Genomic DNA, 15,600 nt, shown 5'->3' on the forward strand with positions numbered 1-15,600 from the left:
GGCAGCAGGGGTCGGCAAATGCCGAAATGGCGATCCACGTCGAATGTTCAAGTGGGAAAATAGACTTCGATCTTCACCGTTGCTTCAATCCTGATATGTCGCGTCTGCTCGGAACAGCAATAGCCATCGCGCTCCTCGGGCTGATCGGTCCGGCGCCGGTCGCATCGGCGCAGGCGCCCGCCGAAACCTGTGCGGTGCAATCGAAGCCGTCCGGCAAAGTGCTGCAAGGATATTGGGAGAACTGGGACGGCGCGTCGAACGGCGTCCATCCGCCGTTCGGCTGGACGCCGATCACCGACCCACGCCTGGCCCAGCACGGCTACAACGTGATCAACGCGGCGTTCCCGGTCATTCGCTCCGACGGCACCGCCCTGTGGGAGGACGGGATGGATCGGACTGTGAAGGTCGCGACCCCGGCCGAGATGTGCCAGGCCAAGGCGGCCGGCGCGACCATCCTGATGTCGATCGGCGGCGCGACGGCGGGCATCGATCTCAGCTCGCGTGCGGTCGCCGACCGGTTCATCGCGACCATCGTGCCGATTCTGCAGACCTACAATTTCGACGGCATCGATATCGATCTGGAAACCGGGCTCACCAGCGACGGAAACATCAACAAATTGTCTACCTCGCAGGCCAACCTCATTCACATCATCGACGGGATCCTGGCGCGAATGCCCGCGAATTTCGGCCTGACGATGGCGCCCGAAACCGCCTATGTCACCGGTGGCAGCGTGGCATACGGTTCGATCTGGGGCGCCTATCTGCCGATCATCAAGAAATATGCCGACAACGGCCGCCTCTGGTGGCTGAACATGCAGTACTACAACGGCAGCATGTACGGCTGCGCCGGCGATTCCTATTCTGCGGGCACGGTCGAAGGCTTCAAGGCGCAAACGACCTGCCTCGACAAGGGTTTGGTCATCCAGGGCACGACGATCAAAGTCCCCTTCGCCAAACAGGTTCCTGGCCTGCCTGCCCAACCCGGTGCGGGCGGCGGCTATATGGCGCCGGGGTTGGTCGCGCAGTCGTGGAACGCCTTCGGCGGCGCATTGAAGGGTCTGATGACCTGGTCGATCAACTGGGACGGTTCGAAGAACTGGACCTTCGGCAATAACGTCAAGGCATTGCAGGGCCGCTGATCACCGAAAGGTGCAGTGCACCAACGCTATCGACGCGCAGCGGGCAGCAACAGTTTGTTCAGGAGTGCGGCCGCCGCGGCCATCAGTAGTGCGGCATCCAGGTAGTGACAGGCCATCGCGCCCAGGTATGTCGGCCCACCCCATGCGTTGACAGTGAAGTTCGGGTCGAGGCCGCCGAGCATCTGCACGCCGATCCTGAATGGTCCGAAGACCAGCATGGCCAGGGGGAGGACGCCGAGCAGCAGGCGCAGCAAGGCGGTCGGATGCCGCAGGATTGACGCGACGGTGGTGGTCAGTCGCCGCGCCGCGGTGGGGCCGAGGGGAGCGAGCAGCATGAACAGCACGGCGTCCGCGCCGCGCCGACGCACCAGAACGGTGACGCCGACGGCGGTGAGCAGGAGCAACACGATATGCGGGGCCCACGCAGCGGTTCCGTCGACATACGGCGCACGCTGCGGGGACCGGTCGAGGTAGGCCAGCCCGCCGACCACGATCCCCGCGGTGAGCGATATCGCGGCAATGCTGACCAGCGGTCGGGAGAAGAGGGAGTCGGATTGTGCGCCAAGCGATCTCGGCTTGGTGCGCGCGTCTGCGTTCATGTCCACCACTGTTGTCCGCCGACCGGGGCGCTGTCGTCATCCGGAGGCCGCGAGATCATCGACCGCCGCGGACGGATGCGGCCGGGGTCGTCAGACCTGCGGATGACGCGACCCAGCGACCTCAGCGCGATGTTTCCGCAGGCCCGGTTGGTTACCGTCGGCGTCATGGCGATCACCTCCAAGCCGGAGACCACCCGAACGACACCGTGGTATCAGCGCATCGCGCGCCTGCACGGGGCAGGTCTCGGGCCGGACGGCGTCGATATCGGCATCGCGGCCGCCTGCTTCGCGGCGTTCACGGTGCCCGAGTTGTTCAGCGGGACGACCGGGCACGGCGCGGTGCCCGCCATGGCGTTGTTCGGCGCCGCCGCGGTCCTGCCGCTGCTGGTCCGGCGCCGCTGGCCGGTCGTGGTCGTGGTCGCGGTGACGGTCGTATTGGGCCTGGCGATGATCGCCGGCGTCCGCTTCACCCCGTGGGTGAGCAACACCGGTCCGGCACTGGGTATCGCGGTCCTCACGCTGGCCAACCAGCGATCGCGGCGGGATTCCTTGCTGATCACCGGTGCGGCGCTCATCGCCCTCTACGTCTGCGGTCTGGTCGGCGTACCCCTGTACCCGAATCAGGAACAGGACTTCGTGCAACTGCCGATCGCCGCCGCGGGCTGGCTCGCGGGCGACATGCTCCGAACCCGCCGCAACTACCGGGAAAACCTTGCCGCACAACAGCTTCGCCGGGCCGCGGCGGAAGAGCAGCGGATCAGGGCCGAAGAGCGGTTACGTGTCTCACGAGACGTGCACGACCTGATCTCGCACACGCTGAGCATGGTCGCCGTCCGTTCCGGGGTGGCACGCCTGCTGATCGACGAGCAACCGGGCGAGGCGCGGGAAGCGCTGAGCACGATCGAAACGGCCAGCCGCTCGGCGCTGCGGGAACTGCGGCAGGTCCTTGCCCAGATGCGCGAGCCCGGGCAGCCGGATGAATCGGACGAACCGGGTCTCGCCGAGATCGACGCCCTCGTCGCAGGCCTGCACCACGACGGACTGGCCGTGGAGTATCGCGTCGTCGGCGCGCCCGCCGCCTACCCGGCGCTGTTGCAGACCACGGCCTATCGCATCGTGCAGGAGGCGCTGACCAACGTCGTCAAGCATGCGAACACCGATCGGGCGCAGGTCGAGATCCGGCATGCCGCGCACGAGCTGACGGTGTCCGTCGTCGATGATGGACCGGTGCGGCACCACGACGGACCCGAGAGCAGCGGTTCCGGCCTCGGGCTTGTCGGCATGCGGGAACGCGCGTCGCTGTTCGGCGGGCGGCTCGATGCCGGACCGCGACCCGAGGGCGGCTTCGCCGTCACCGCGCACTTTCCGCTCGATGAGGAGCACCATGACGACTGACAGTCCCGTCGAGGACCGGATCCGGGTCCTGATCGCCGACGACGAAGCCCTCGTGCGCGCCGGGTTCCGCGTGCTCGTCGATTCCGCGGCGGATCTCACCGTGCTCGGGGAGGCGGGCAACGGCGGCGAAGCGGTCCGGCTCACCCGCCAACTGCGACCCGATGTCGTCCTGATGGACATCAGGATGCCGATCATGGACGGCCTCGAGGCGATGCGGCACATCGCGGCCGGGGGAGCGGACGGCCCGAACGTGTTGATAGTCACGACCTTCGACCAGGACGAGCACGTCTTCCAGGCGCTGCGCAGCGGTGCGAGCGGCTTCATCCTCAAAGACTCACCGCCGGAAGAACTTCTGCATGCGATCCGGGTCGTCGCCAAGGGTGACGCCCTGCTCACGCCGAGCATCACCCGTCGCATGATCAGCGCGTTCGCCCGCCAACCGACGGCGCCTGCCACGCCGCCGGACCTGCTTGCCGCGCTCACCGACCGCGAGCGTGAAGTCCTGGAACATGTTGCGGCAGGCCGATCCAACGCGGAGATCGCGGACACGCTCCACCTCAGCATCGCCACGGTCAAGACCCACGTCGGACGGCTGCTCACCAAGCTCGCGGTCCGCGACCGTGCCCAGCTCGTCGTCCTCGCCTACGAGACCGGGATCGTGGTTCCCGGCACCACCTGAGCGTTACCGCATCGGCGAGTTCCAGCGCCGCGCCAGCTCGTCGAGCCGGTCACGGATTCGTCGAATCCGGTTGTCTGGTGTGGCTTTCGAGGAGAACAGCGAGACCGAGAGCAGAGTCAGCGGTGTTTGGGTCGGCGGAACCGGGGCGTGCTGCAGGACGCCGCCGAGCTCCGCGCCATAGCCCAAATCGACTGCTATTCGGTCGGATCGGTATTCGAAGCGGTCGGCGATCGGGCGCAGGGCCAGCGCCCCGGCCTCGGGTACCAGCCGGAGCAGGACCGCAGGCGCCAACCCGATGGTCACGGTGGCCGTCGCGACCGCAGGGAACGCGACGAGGATCCGGCTGAACACGGTCCAGCCGAGGGAGAAGACGCGAGAGCTCCGCTCGGGCAACCTGCGTGCGATCGCCTCGCCGACGGCGACCAGTCCCAGGCCCGACATCAACGCATGCTCGATCCAGACCACGGGCAGGTTGTATTGGCGGAAAAACAACTGCCAGAACACCGCTCGGCCCTGTACCCGTTGCGCGAGCTGATGGACCAGCACAGCTTCCAACTCCCGAGGGCTGAGCCGCAGTGATTCGGGAAAGACGGTAATCATCCGGTCCGGCACCACGAATCGCCGATCCGCCTCCTGCATCCACAGCGTGTAATCTGCGGCGGGCACGTCCGCCTTGCGCGCGACGTTCTGCCACGCCACCTGCAGCACGCCTGCTTCCTCGGCCGTCGGCTGCCGCAGCCGAAACACGCGCGGCAGGCGCTGCGCGCCCCGGAAACACACCACGCTCCACACCGCCGACACCAGAAACCAGGCGACCGGCAGCATGCCGGGAACGCCGACGCCGATGGTGCGCCCGAGTCCGTAGAGCAGCACCGTGATCAAGCCCGCGGACGGTAGCGCACACAGCAGCAGCACGATCCACGCCCGCACCCGGTCGGTGCCCGACCGTCGGGTAACGGCAGTTCCGCCGGGGTAGGTCGCCTTGGCGATCACTTCGGAGGTCATGCCCGACGGTACAGCGAATTTCGGCCACTCCGCGAAACCGACGGGTATCCTTCAGCGGCCGCGAGCGTGGGATTAAGTTGCGCTGAACATGGCCTACTCGACCAGCTTCGCGCTCTTCAACCAGTCGTAGGCGACGTCGGCCGGGTCCTCGCCGTCAATGTCGACGCGACCGTTGAGTTCTTGCATCAATTCGTCGCTGAGGTGCTCGGATATGGTCCCGAGCAGTGGCCGCAGCGCCGGGTATCGATCGATGACGGCGCCGCGCACCACCGCGGTGCCGCTGTAGGGCAGGAAGAACTTCTTGTCGTCATCGAGGACGACCAGATCGAGGTTCTTGACCCGGCCATCTGTGGTGTAGACCATACCGAAGTGACAGGGTGCACCCTTGGCTGTCGCGGTGTAGACGACGCCGGCGTCCATCCGGGTGACGTTGCCGGACGGCACGCCGTTGGGATCGTTGTAGGGGATCCCGTACTGCTGCAGCATCGGAATGAAACCGTCTGAGCGGCTGAAGAATTCGTCGTCGACACAGAAGGTCCGGTCCGGCACCGGGAGTGCGGCCACGTCGGACAGCGACTTCACTTGCAGCCGTTGCGCATTCGGCGTCGAGGTGCCGAATGCGTAGGTGTCGTTGAAGTTCGCGGGCGGCAGCCATTCGAGGTGGTGATCGCGCAGCTCGACGTCGTGGACGCGCTGCCAGAGCTGCGTCGGGTCGGCGATGATCTCGGTCTGGTTGTGATAGTTGACCCACCCGGTGCCGGTGTACTCCCAGAGGATGTCGGCGTCGCCGTTGAGCTGGGCCTGGCGCGATGAGGCCGAACCAGGCGCTCCGGTCAGGTCTTTGACGTCGGCGCCCGCCGCGGCGAGGTAGGTCGCGGTGATCTTGCCGAGCAGCACACCCTCGGTGAAGCTCTTCGAGGTGACGACCAGCTTCGCGCCTGCCAACGGCTGTTCGCCACCCGGCAGCCGCGCGTCGTGGAATGTTCCGGACGAGCTCACCAGGCCGCAGCCGGTGAGCATCGACGCCGCCACCAGGAGCGCGGCAACGGCGCGTTTCATGCGACACCTCGCGGGGTCGCGGCCAGCTCGACGAGCCTGCCGAGCCAGTCGATGATCAGCGCGAGCAGCCCGACCAGGATCGCGCCGGAGATGAGCAGCTTGGGCAGGAAGAGCGTGACACCGGTGGTGATCAACGTGCCGAGACTGGTCGCGCCGATGAACGTGCTCAGCGTCGCGGTGCCGACCAGAATGACGAGCGCGGTGCGTACCCCGTTCAGGATCACCGGCACCGCGAGCGGCAGTTCGACCTGGAACAGCGTGCGGGCGCCGGAGAAACCGATGCCGCGCGACGCCTCGATGGTGCGTTGATCCACCTGCCGCAGCCCGACGATCGTGTTCTGCAGGATCGGCAGGATCGCGTACACCACGAGACCGACGATCGCCGTGCGGAATCCGGTGCCGAGCCAGAAGGTGAACAGGACAAGCAGGCCGACGGCGGGCGCGGCCTGGCCGATGTTGGCGATGTTCACCGCGAACGGTTCCAGCCGCCGCAGCGCGGGGCGGGTCAGCGCGATGCCGAGTGGTATCGCGAGGACGACGACGATGAGTGTGGCCACCACCGTCAATTTGATGTGCGCGAGGATCGTGGACTGCAGGTTGTCCCAGCCCAGCGCCGCCTTCTCGGTCGGGGTGAAGGTCGTCGATCGATACCAGAGGGCGTAGCCGATCCCGAGGATGCCGATGATGATCGGCTCGAACCAGACGTCGAGCGGAACGCGACGGAACCGGTTCATGATTGCTCGTCCGATCCGGGTTCCCCCTCGGCGGCCACCACCGGCGTCGGCGCCGGATCGGTGCCGTCGACGTACGTCTCGTAGGACAGGTCTTCCTGCTCGGAGCGCACGTCGGCGAGCTTGGTCTGGATCGTTTCGGTCACCGTGCCGATGCTGAGCGAGCCGACCACCGCACCGCGACTGTCGGTGACCAGCGCGGCGCCCTGACTGGCCGCGAGCATGGCGTCGAGCGCGTCGTTGAGGGTCGAGGAGCGCGCGACGACGGGCAGCCGCCGATCGAGGAAGTCGGAGACCTCCGGTTTGGTCGCCAGTTCCGCGAGCGACGGCCACGAGCGCGGGCGTCCGTGTTCGTCGACGACAACGACCCAGGTGTGCCCGGCGGCCATCGCGCGGTCCATGACGGGCTGTGCGGGCTCGCCGACCCGAGCGGTGATCACCGTGTCGTAGTCGACGTCGCGCACCCGGGACACGGTCAGATAGGCGAGCTTCGCGCCGGACCCGACGAACTCCTCCACGAACGGCGTCGCCGGGTCGGTGAGGATTTCCTCCGGCCGCGCATACTGCTCGACGTGCCCGCCTTCGGACAGGATGAGCACCTTGTCGCCGAGCTTGGTGGCCTCCTCGAAGTCGTGGGTGACGATCACGATGGTCTTGCCGAGCTCGTGCTGGATCGCGATCAGACTGTCCTGCAAGCGAACCCGGGTGATCGGATCGACCGCGCCGAACGGCTCGTCCATCAGCAGCACCGGCGGGTCGGCGGCGAGCGCGCGGGCGACGCCGACCCGCTGCTGCTGACCACCGGACATGTCCTTGGGCAGCCGGTCGGCGAACGTGCCAGGGTCGAGGCCGACCAGATCGAGCAGGTACGCGGTGCGTTCGGCGATCCGCTTCTTGTCCCAGCCGAGCACGCGGGGGATGGCGCCGACATTCTTGGCGACCGACCAGTGCGGGAACAGGCCGCCGGATTGGATGACATAGCCGATCGACTGACGAAGCTTGTCCGGGTCTTCCCGGGTGACGTCACGGCCGTCGATGAAAATACGGCCCTCGGTCGGCTCGATCAGCCGGTTTATCATCTTCAGCGTCGTGGTCTTCCCGCACCCGGACGGGCCGACGAACGCGACGATCGTGCCCGCCTCGATCTCGAGATCGAGGCGCTCGACCGCAGGCTTGTCTTGGCCCCGATAGTGTTTGACGACCGAGTCCAGGTTGATGGACGCGCCGGTCACCTTGCGCAGTGCCGTATCGGTCATTCGAGTCCTTTCGCGATCGTGAGGCGTCCGAGCAGGACGAGCAGCGCGTCGAACGTCAACGCGATGAGGACGATGAGAACGGTGCCGGTCAGCGCCATTTCGAGCGCGTTCGCGCCGCCGAGCCTGGACAGGCCGTTGAAGATCAGCGAGCCGAGCCCGGGGCCGAGGACGTAGGCGACGATCGCGGCGACGCCGACGATCATCTGAGTGGACACCCTGATACCGGTGAGGATCACCGGCCAGGCGATCGGCAGTTCGACGGTCAGCAGGATGCGCCAGCGCGAAAAGCCGATGCCGCGGGCGGATTCGATGACCGAGGCGGGCACCGCGCGCAGGCCGACGATCGCATTGCCGATCACCGGGAGCGCGGCGAAGAACGCGAGCATGACGAAGGACGGCACGACACCGAGGCCGAACGGCACCAGCAGGAGCGCGAGCAGTGCCAGCGAAGGGATGGTCAGCGCGACTCGGCTGGAGGTCAGCGACAGCGCGGCCAGCAACGGGAGGCGGTACACCGCGACGGCGATCAGGACCGCGACCACCGTGCCGACCAGGACCGTCTGAAACGCCAGGGAGGCATGCTGGTACGTCAGGAACGCCAGAAAATCTCCCCGGCCTCGGAGATAGCTCCACAAATTCACGCGATTCCTCTCGTCAGGCGACGACCAGTCGGTTTGTGCCGGGCGTGAGCCGTCAAAGGGTAATCGACACGGCACCGTCGATCGGGGAGGGCACGCGGCGGGCGAATCGTCGGATTTGCCCGCTACCAGGCGCGATCGCCATTTCGGTCACGCTGATCCGAACGACACCGATGACTTCGCGGTCGCTGCCCCGTCAGAGGAAGTAGTCGATCGAAGGAGATTTCTGGTGACTGTGTTGTCGAGGCCGTTCGACCGCCGCGATGCGTTCCGGATCCTTGGCGCCGCCGCGCTCGCCGCCGCGGCGGGGTGTAGCGACCGGGGCTCGCCCGCACCGGGACTGGCGGAGCGAGGGCTGCGGGAATTCCGCGACGTGGCGGCACGCAGCGTCGGGCCGACCAAGGTGCCAGGGCTCGTCGCGTTGGTCGGCCGCGGCGACGAGGCCCACGTCGAGGTCGCGGGCACGCTGGCCATCGATGGTCAGGCGGTGCAACGCGACTCGATATTCCGGATCGCGTCGATGACCAAGCCGATCACTGCGGTGGCGACCCTTGCCGCCGCCGAAGCCGGGCTCTTCCGGCTCGAAGATCCCGTCGATCGATTGTTGCCGGAACTGGCCGACCGCCGGGTGCTCCGCAGGCCCGACGGGCCACTCGACGACACGGTGCCCGCCGACCGGCAGCCGACCATCCGCGACCTGCTGGCCTTCACCTGCGGATACGGGATGTCCGGTGAATTGCTCACGGCCACAACGCCATGGCCGGTGACCGCGGCAGCAGATGCCGCGCATCTCGGCACATTCGGTCCGCCTGCTCCGCAGGAACAGCCCGATCCCGACGCCTGGATCGCCGCGCTCGGCCGCCTCCCGCTGCTTGCCCAGCCCGGCGCCCGCTGGCTCTACAACACCGGCTCTTCGATCCTCGGCGTGCTGTTGTCTCGCGCACACGGCGAACCCTTCGCCGACGTGCTGCGCCACCGGGTCTTCGAACCACTCGGCATGCGCGACACCGCCTTCTGGGCATCCGACACCGGCCGCCTCGCCACCGCGTATCAGCCGACACCGAACGGACTGGTGGTCATGGACGCCCCGGACGGTGCCTGGTCGAAACCACCAGCCTTCGGCGACGGTGCGGCCGGACTGGTTTCGACGATCGACGACATGTTCGCGTTCTCCCGCATGCTCTTACGCGGCGGCGCCCCCCTCTTGTCTGCCGCATCGGTGCGCGCCATGACAACCGGTCAGCTCACGCCCGAGCAACGCGCCGCGGGCGGCCTCGAGCCGGACTTCTTCACCGAGAACTCCTGGGGCTACGGCGTTTCGGTCACTCGAGACGGCGCCTACGGCTGGTTGGGCGGCTTCGGCACCTCCTGGCTCGCCGACCCCCGCCACGATCTCACCGTCCTCGTCCTCACCCAACGAGTCTTCGATGGTCCGGGAACACCTCAGGTGCACAAGGACTTTCAGGCCGCAGCCGATGCGGCGGTGCAGTAAGCGTCGGTCTGCATACGGCGCGGCTGTGCAGTCTGTGCCAGAAATGCGGCGTGTGAACAGTCATCGTTGCGCAGGTCGTCTTACCGTGACGTTGTCGTGCGGCGAGGAGTGCTGAAAATTTCCGTGATGCAGACAGCCGCGTCGTAGAGCGGTTCGATCACCGCGATGTTGCCACCCGCGCTCTTCGCCTCGTACATCGCGGTGTCGGACCGGCGCAGGATCTGGCGCAGGAGAACGGGGTTGAGGAGATTGCAGACCGGGAAGGCCGTCGCGCCGACGCTGGCGGTCACCACCAGCGGTAGGCGCGGCATCGTTTCGACGGCGCCGCGCAGTCGCTCTGCGATCGCCTCGACCGACTCGTCGTGCAGCCAGCCGACGACCACGAACTCTTCGCCGCCGGTGCGCGCGACGACGGCGTCCTTGCCCGCGGCCGACCGGAGGCACTCGGCCGTCAGCTGCAGGACCTCGTCGCCGAATTGGTGGCCGAACGTATCGTTGACGACCTTGAACCGGTCGATGTCCACGGTGGCCGCATAAGCCGATCCGGTTCGGCCGCGGAAGGTTTGGGACAGTTGGTAGTCGAGACCGCGCCGGTTCAGCAAGGAGGTCAGCGGGTCGAGGAGCGCGTGCAGGCGCCAAACCCAGTGACAGAACTGCACTGTCGGCAAGCCGATGACGCTGAGTGCCACGACGATCAAGGTGATGGCGATCGCGATGCGAGTGTCACCGGCGGCGGCACCGGAGTGGCTCGGGTCGTCGGCCACGAGCAGCACGGCGAGCGTGCTGATCGAACCGAGCGACCAGCCGACGTGCAATGCGAGCACCGGCGGTCCATGAAAGATCAGGCACATGCCGATGACGGTCAGCAGCGTCGTCACGAGCGCACCGTAGACGCGGTGCTGGGCAGCCAACGCCCCGAAGGTGATGGCGACATCCCCGGCCGCGCACCAGAGGACCGCACGGAACCGGCTCGGCCACGGCAAGAACCACCAACGCAGTGCCCATACCGCGGTGAGTCCGACGACCATCCAGCAGCCGACTGCGAAGACGGTGTTGCGCGGTCCGATGCTCGAGACCAGCGACAGTGCGGTGACTGCGCACATCACCGCACCGCCGGTGCCGATCATCGCCTTGACCCAGCCGAGCGCAGCGTGGGATTCGAGCACCTCGACGAGCCAGTCGTATCCTGCCTCGTCGCGCCACCAGCTTCGGATCAGCGATCGACCGTCGGTCACTCGAACCACCGCCTCGTTTCGGCAATGAAAGCACCGGCCGGTCGGCGCGGGCCTGCACCGTGGTCCAGCCACCCCTGAGAGTAGCTAATGAGTAACTAAGTTTGTACTATTTCCACCTGGAAACTTTACAAGTGTCCAACAGCAGCTACGGCCCGGTCAGCCGCAACAGGCCTTCGAGGGCGACGCGCACGGTCTGCCGACGGACCTCGTCGCGGTCGCCGGGGAACTGTCGCCGCTCGGTCAGCACGTCGTCGCCGGCGCACCAGGCAAACCACACCGTGCCCACCGGCTTCTCCGGGGACCCGCCGTCCGGACCGGCGATGCCGCTGACCGCAACGGTGAACTGTGCGTCCGCCGCGGCCTTGGCGCCGCGCGCCATCGCCTCGACGACCTCGCGGCTGACCGCGCCGACCTGGTCGAACACTGCGGCGGGCACGCCGAGCTGCCGGGTCTTCTGTCGATTGGAGTAGGTGACGAAGCCTGCTTCGAACCACCGCGAGCTGCCGGGGATCCTGGTTATCGCCTCGGCGATGCCGCCGCCGGTGCATGACTCGGCGGTCGCGACCTGGGCGCGTAATGTCCGCAGTCGAGCACCGAGTTCGGCGGCCAGCTGGGTGATCTCGTCCATTCGCCGACGATAATACGCAGGGTCGCTATCGACGGTCGCCCGGCATCTTTACGTCGAAAAGCGTTGTCTGTACCCGCAGTTCGCCTGATCGAACTCAGTCGGGAGGTTCCTGGACGTCTCCGTCGTCGGCGACGTCCGCGGCCGAGGCGAGGCTCTGCTCGTAACTGCCTGGGCCGAGATCCTCTGCCGCGCGTTGGGTGGCGCCCGGCGGTTGCTGGGTGGTGCTGGAACCGGTGCGGTCCGGCAGTTCTTTGCCCTCTGGACTGTCGGAGTGGCCTGCGGCCTCGGTCGCCGCGGCCAACTCCGCGCGCAAACGCTGCGAAGTCGCGTCGTCTCCGGCGTCCTGGGCGGTCGTGATGTCCTGGCGAAGCTGTGCGATGACGTCCTGGGAAACCATGGTCCTCCTCGATGGTCGCTGCACTACACGGGTGCATTGCGCGGCACGGAACGATGCGGGCGGTCGGAGGTGCCGAACAGCCGCACTCACGCTTTACCCGATAGACGTGGTGGCAACCAGGAGTTCGGGCGGCGGTATTACCAGGGGTGGTGATTGCTCGGATTGCGCTGGGACGGAAAGTGCGAAATCTTCAGGCTAAGACATTCCAGACGAGGACGATGAGCGTGTCGGGTGATGGGGAGATCGGGTGTGCGACTTGGGCGGTCGACGTTGCTCCCGCTGACTTCGGGCTGTACTGCGTCCGGGGAGTGCCGTGATGTCTGGCGAGGATGACGACCTCGGCGGTGTGGCCGAACAGATCGTGGCGGAGGTGCGGCTGGCCGTGCCGCGCGGCTGGCAGCGGGTGGAGGCGTGGTTCGCGATGACGGTAGTCGCGGAATCGGCGGTCCTGCTGGCCGGGGACGGTGTTCGATCGATCCGGTGCCGGGTGCCGGAATCGCTGTGGGACAGGGTACGTCGGCACCGGCAGCTCTCGGCGGCGGGCGAGGCGGGCCCGTGGTGGCGGTTGCTGGTGCGGGGAGATGCGGACGGCGCCGAGGTGGTCGCTGACGACGGGGCGACACCGTTTCCCGGCGAGCAGTTGTTCGCGCCCGATGCGTATCGTGTTGACCTGGAACACTATCCGCGGCGTCGGTTGCCGGTGTGGCTGGCTGCCTATCTCGCCCAAGGGGAAAGGCAGGCACGGTCGCCGCGGGCGGCGGCCGACGCGGCACGGGCGGACCGGTTGGCGGGTGTGCAGCCGGTGGCCGTGGCTGACGAGTTGCCGGAACTGGCGGCGCTGTGGGCTCGATGGGCGGTACTGGCGGCGGCCTTCGTGGCGGTTGGGTCGGGGCATGGCCCCCGGATCGGCCCGGCGGTGGGCATCTTCGAGGGCGCGGGACGCAGCGGGTCGACGTTGACGCTGCTGCCCGGTGATCGCGCCGTGCTGTCGGGTGGCGTGTGGGAAGCGCCGACGTTGGACGCGGCTTACAACACCGGCGCGGCGATGCCGAATCTGTTTGCGGGAGCGCCGGAGTGGGTGACCGAGCCGGTGCTCAATCCGCGCGCGGCCACCGGTTTGCTGTCGTTCTGTTACTGGTGGCACGCAGGCCGGTGGTATCGGGGGGAATCCGCGTCGATAGCAGAGTGTGCGCCGGCGCTGCCCGCGGTGTGGACGGTGGGCACCGTAGCGGGTGTCGTCGGCAGTTTGCTCGACGACCGGTCGGGCGGCGTGCGCAGCGCGGCCGAATTGCTGGTCGCGGCAGCGCAGGCCGGCGCGGTGACTCGTCAAGCGCTGGTGCAGGTGTTCGGTGCCGAGGACGGCATCGACTTCGATGCGGCGATGTTCCAGTTCGTGCTCGCGGACCTCGAAGCGAATCATGACCAGGGGCTCGGCGAAGCGGCGGCGCTGGACCGAGTTCGCGAGCACATCCGGCAGCAGGGGTACGACACGACCGGATATCCCCTGTCGACCTTGCGGGCCGATCGTGTCAGCGTGGGCTGGATGATCCGTTCGCCGGTGCCGAAGGGCGAGATCGCTTTGGATCGGGCAGTCTTCTATGTCGCGGACGACGGTGTGGTGGAGCGCTCGACCACATCGGTGCCGTTGTCGGTGTTCGCCACCGGGTTCGAGCGACGATTCCGGCTACGTGACACCCGCCGAGCCTGACATGAGCGAGCGAACAATAGACACCGCCGAGCACTCGCTGGTGACGGAGCCGAGCGCGAGCGAGGCGCAGTCATGAGCGATGCCGTACAGGTGGATCCGGACCAGCTGCGCGAACGAGGAGCGCGGTTGGCCGACATCGGTGACCAGGTGGGGCAAACCTATACGCAACTGCGCGACGCGTTGGCATACGCCGAAGGCAGCTGGGGCGACGACGATATGGGGCTCGCGTTCGCCAAGGAATTCAAGCCGCATGCCGATCAGTTGCTCGCCAATCTGGACGAGATGGCGGCAAGCCTGCGCAGCACGACGGCCGGAATAGTCGACGCTGCGGGACAATTCGAGACCCAGGACCAGCTCGGCGCGGACCGGGCCCACTATCTTTCCCGCTCGAACCCGATCGCCGGGCCGGTACCGGCGTGGCCCGGTGACAACGCGGGTACGCCAACGCCCATGGGCATCCAGTCGGCCGGGACCGACACCGCAGGCTTCCCGCCGACCGGGTGGCCCGCGCAAGGGCCGCCTGCCACCGATCGACCCGAACAGCGCGGAGAACCCGGCCCAGCCGCCTCCCGAAGCCCGGAAACGTCCTCGAAACCGTCCACGCCGCAGCGCAATCCGTCGCCTGATGCGCCGGGCCGCGCGGCAGGTCCGGAAGCAGAGCCGAGAGCGGCTGGACCGTTCCGCGCGCCCCCCGGCCGATTCGCCGAGCACGCCCGGCCCGCCACCGTGTTCCCCCCGGCAGGCACCGAGGAGGCACCCCGCACCACCGCCGCACGCCAGGTCGGCGGCTCTGGTGAGGTGGGACGGCGAGGTGTGCCATGGTCCGGCCTGCCGACGACACCGTCCGGCCCGCCTGCCGCTACCGAGTCCAGTCCGCAGCACCCACGGTCGGCTCCCGCGCGGCCCGCGACACCTCGCAACGAACCGGCGCGCGATCGGCCACGCCCCGGCCCGGCCCAGGGCAAAGACCCGGTCATCGGCTGGCTGGCGCGCATGCTGGCCGACCGCCACGGCGTACAGGTCACCGGATTCGATATGCCAGGACTGCAGGTGCCTGCTGTGCGCGAGTTCGTGGCCGCCGTGGACCGGGTGCTCAGCGATTATCCGGCGATCGAGCTCGATGTTGTCGCGGTAGCCGACCTCGATACCGGATCGGGGCCGGTGTGGTGGAGCCCGGGGACCCGCGCGGCAGGCGGCGGTCTCTCGATCACGCTCGACCAGCGGTCCGCGCAGGGACCGACGCGATCTAGCCGAACAGCGGTGGCAGAGACCGAAACAGCGGTGGCAGGGACCGAAACGGCGGCGGCAGAGACCGAAACGGCGGAGCGGGAAATCTACTGCGCGACGCTGCGCCAATTCGGTAGGGCACTCGACCACGTCGGCGGCGGTCGCGCGCGCAAACAGGCACACCGCGTGCTGATCGCCGAGTATCTGCGGCTGACGCCGAGGCACCGCACGCTCGCCGAGGAACTGCGCGGCTTCCGTGCCTGGCGTGCCGAGTTGTCCGGGGATGCGGACGAATTCGATGTGGACAGCGCCCTCGGCGCCGCCTTCGCCGCTGTCGTGCAGCACGGTGCCGAGGCAAGCCGCCAGGCGCGCGTCCTGCATACCGTGCTGATCGACGCAACGTCGGGATAGG

The 15,600-nt window shown here is 67.7% G+C and carries 15 protein-coding genes; 6 read left to right on the forward strand and 9 right to left on the reverse strand.

Features of this window, described 5'->3' with window-relative positions:
• Positions 1–26 precede the first annotated feature (26 nt).
• A complete protein-coding gene (locus ACGFNJ_RS17275) occupies positions 27–1,139 on the forward strand; it encodes a chitinase (RefSeq protein ID WP_393448386.1) in 1,113 nt (370 codons plus the stop codon).
• 26 nt (positions 1,140–1,165) lie between these two features.
• Here the strand turns inward: ACGFNJ_RS17275 and ACGFNJ_RS17280 are convergent, their stop codons facing one another.
• On the reverse strand, positions 1,166–1,738 hold the full coding sequence (locus ACGFNJ_RS17280; RefSeq protein WP_393448388.1) for a hypothetical protein: 573 nt from the start codon (positions 1,736–1,738) through the stop codon (positions 1,166–1,168).
• Positions 1,739–1,903: 165 nt separating this feature from the next.
• Between ACGFNJ_RS17280 and ACGFNJ_RS17285 the strand changes: the two genes are divergently transcribed.
• Both ACGFNJ_RS17285 and ACGFNJ_RS17290 read left to right on the forward strand, forming a co-directional pair.
• Positions 1,904–3,133: a sensor histidine kinase gene (locus ACGFNJ_RS17285; RefSeq protein ID WP_393448390.1), complete on the forward strand. Its 1,230-nt coding sequence runs from the start codon at positions 1,904–1,906 to the stop codon at positions 3,131–3,133.
• Positions 3,123–3,812, forward strand: coding sequence for a response regulator (locus ACGFNJ_RS17290; protein WP_393448392.1), 690 nt, complete (start codon positions 3,123–3,125; stop codon positions 3,810–3,812). The genes ACGFNJ_RS17285 and ACGFNJ_RS17290 overlap by 11 nt, the downstream gene beginning before the upstream one ends.
• Positions 3,813–3,815: 3 nt before the next feature.
• On the opposite strand, the gene ACGFNJ_RS17295 is transcribed toward ACGFNJ_RS17290, so the two are convergent.
• The 5 genes from ACGFNJ_RS17295 to ACGFNJ_RS17315 form a co-directional block, all read right to left on the reverse strand.
• Positions 3,816–4,817, reverse strand: coding sequence for a hypothetical protein (locus ACGFNJ_RS17295; protein WP_393448394.1), 1,002 nt, complete (start codon positions 4,815–4,817; stop codon positions 3,816–3,818).
• Between the two features lie 93 nt (positions 4,818–4,910).
• On the reverse strand, positions 4,911–5,876 hold the full coding sequence (locus tag ACGFNJ_RS17300) for a glycine betaine ABC transporter substrate-binding protein (RefSeq protein ID WP_393448396.1): 966 nt from the start codon (positions 5,874–5,876) through the stop codon (positions 4,911–4,913).
• Entirely contained in the window at positions 5,873–6,610 is a 738-nt protein-coding gene (locus tag ACGFNJ_RS17305) for an ABC transporter permease (RefSeq protein ID WP_393448398.1), read from the reverse strand. Before ACGFNJ_RS17305 ends, ACGFNJ_RS17300 begins: the two co-directional genes overlap by 4 nt.
• Complete coding sequence (locus ACGFNJ_RS17310) at positions 6,607–7,863, reverse strand: ATP-binding cassette domain-containing protein (RefSeq protein ID WP_393448400.1); 1,257 nt, start codon at positions 7,861–7,863, stop codon at positions 6,607–6,609. The genes ACGFNJ_RS17305 and ACGFNJ_RS17310 overlap by 4 nt, the downstream gene beginning before the upstream one ends.
• Complete coding sequence (locus tag ACGFNJ_RS17315; RefSeq protein WP_069162685.1) at positions 7,860–8,504, reverse strand: ABC transporter permease; 645 nt, start codon at positions 8,502–8,504, stop codon at positions 7,860–7,862. The genes ACGFNJ_RS17310 and ACGFNJ_RS17315 overlap by 4 nt, the downstream gene beginning before the upstream one ends.
• Positions 8,505–8,730: 226 nt before the next feature.
• Here ACGFNJ_RS17315 and ACGFNJ_RS17320 point away from each other — a divergent pair, with 226 nt between their 5' ends.
• On the forward strand, positions 8,731–9,993 hold the full coding sequence (locus ACGFNJ_RS17320; RefSeq protein ID WP_393448403.1) for a serine hydrolase domain-containing protein: 1,263 nt from the start codon (positions 8,731–8,733) through the stop codon (positions 9,991–9,993).
• Between the two features lie 80 nt (positions 9,994–10,073).
• Here ACGFNJ_RS17320 and ACGFNJ_RS17325 read toward each other — a convergent pair whose 3' ends face one another.
• The 3 genes from ACGFNJ_RS17325 to ACGFNJ_RS17335 form a co-directional block, all read right to left on the reverse strand.
• Positions 10,074–11,228 (reverse strand): GGDEF domain-containing protein, encoded by a 1,155-nt coding sequence (locus ACGFNJ_RS17325; RefSeq protein WP_393448405.1) that lies wholly within the window; start codon positions 11,226–11,228, stop codon positions 10,074–10,076.
• A gap of 145 nt (positions 11,229–11,373) precedes the next feature.
• Entirely contained in the window at positions 11,374–11,856 is a 483-nt protein-coding gene (locus ACGFNJ_RS17330) for a CinA family protein (protein ID WP_393448407.1), read from the reverse strand.
• A gap of 94 nt (positions 11,857–11,950) precedes the next feature.
• Positions 11,951–12,253 carry a hypothetical protein gene (locus ACGFNJ_RS17335; RefSeq protein WP_393448409.1) on the reverse strand — a complete coding sequence of 101 codons (303 nt, stop codon included), beginning with the start codon at positions 12,251–12,253 and terminating at the stop codon, positions 11,951–11,953.
• Between the two features lie 316 nt (positions 12,254–12,569).
• On the opposite strand from ACGFNJ_RS17335, the gene ACGFNJ_RS17340 reads away from it, so the two are divergent.
• Together ACGFNJ_RS17340 and ACGFNJ_RS17345 are read left to right on the forward strand one after the other, a co-directional pair.
• Positions 12,570–13,961, forward strand: coding sequence for a hypothetical protein (locus ACGFNJ_RS17340; protein ID WP_393448411.1), 1,392 nt, complete (start codon positions 12,570–12,572; stop codon positions 13,959–13,961).
• A gap of 72 nt (positions 13,962–14,033) precedes the next feature.
• Positions 14,034–15,599, forward strand: coding sequence for a hypothetical protein (locus tag ACGFNJ_RS17345; RefSeq protein ID WP_393448413.1), 1,566 nt, complete (start codon positions 14,034–14,036; stop codon positions 15,597–15,599).
• Position 15,600: the final 1 nt, after the last annotated feature.

It is taken from the genome of Nocardia sp. NPDC049149 (assembly GCF_043197455.1).
GTDB lineage: Bacteria > Actinomycetota > Actinomycetes > Mycobacteriales > Mycobacteriaceae > Nocardia.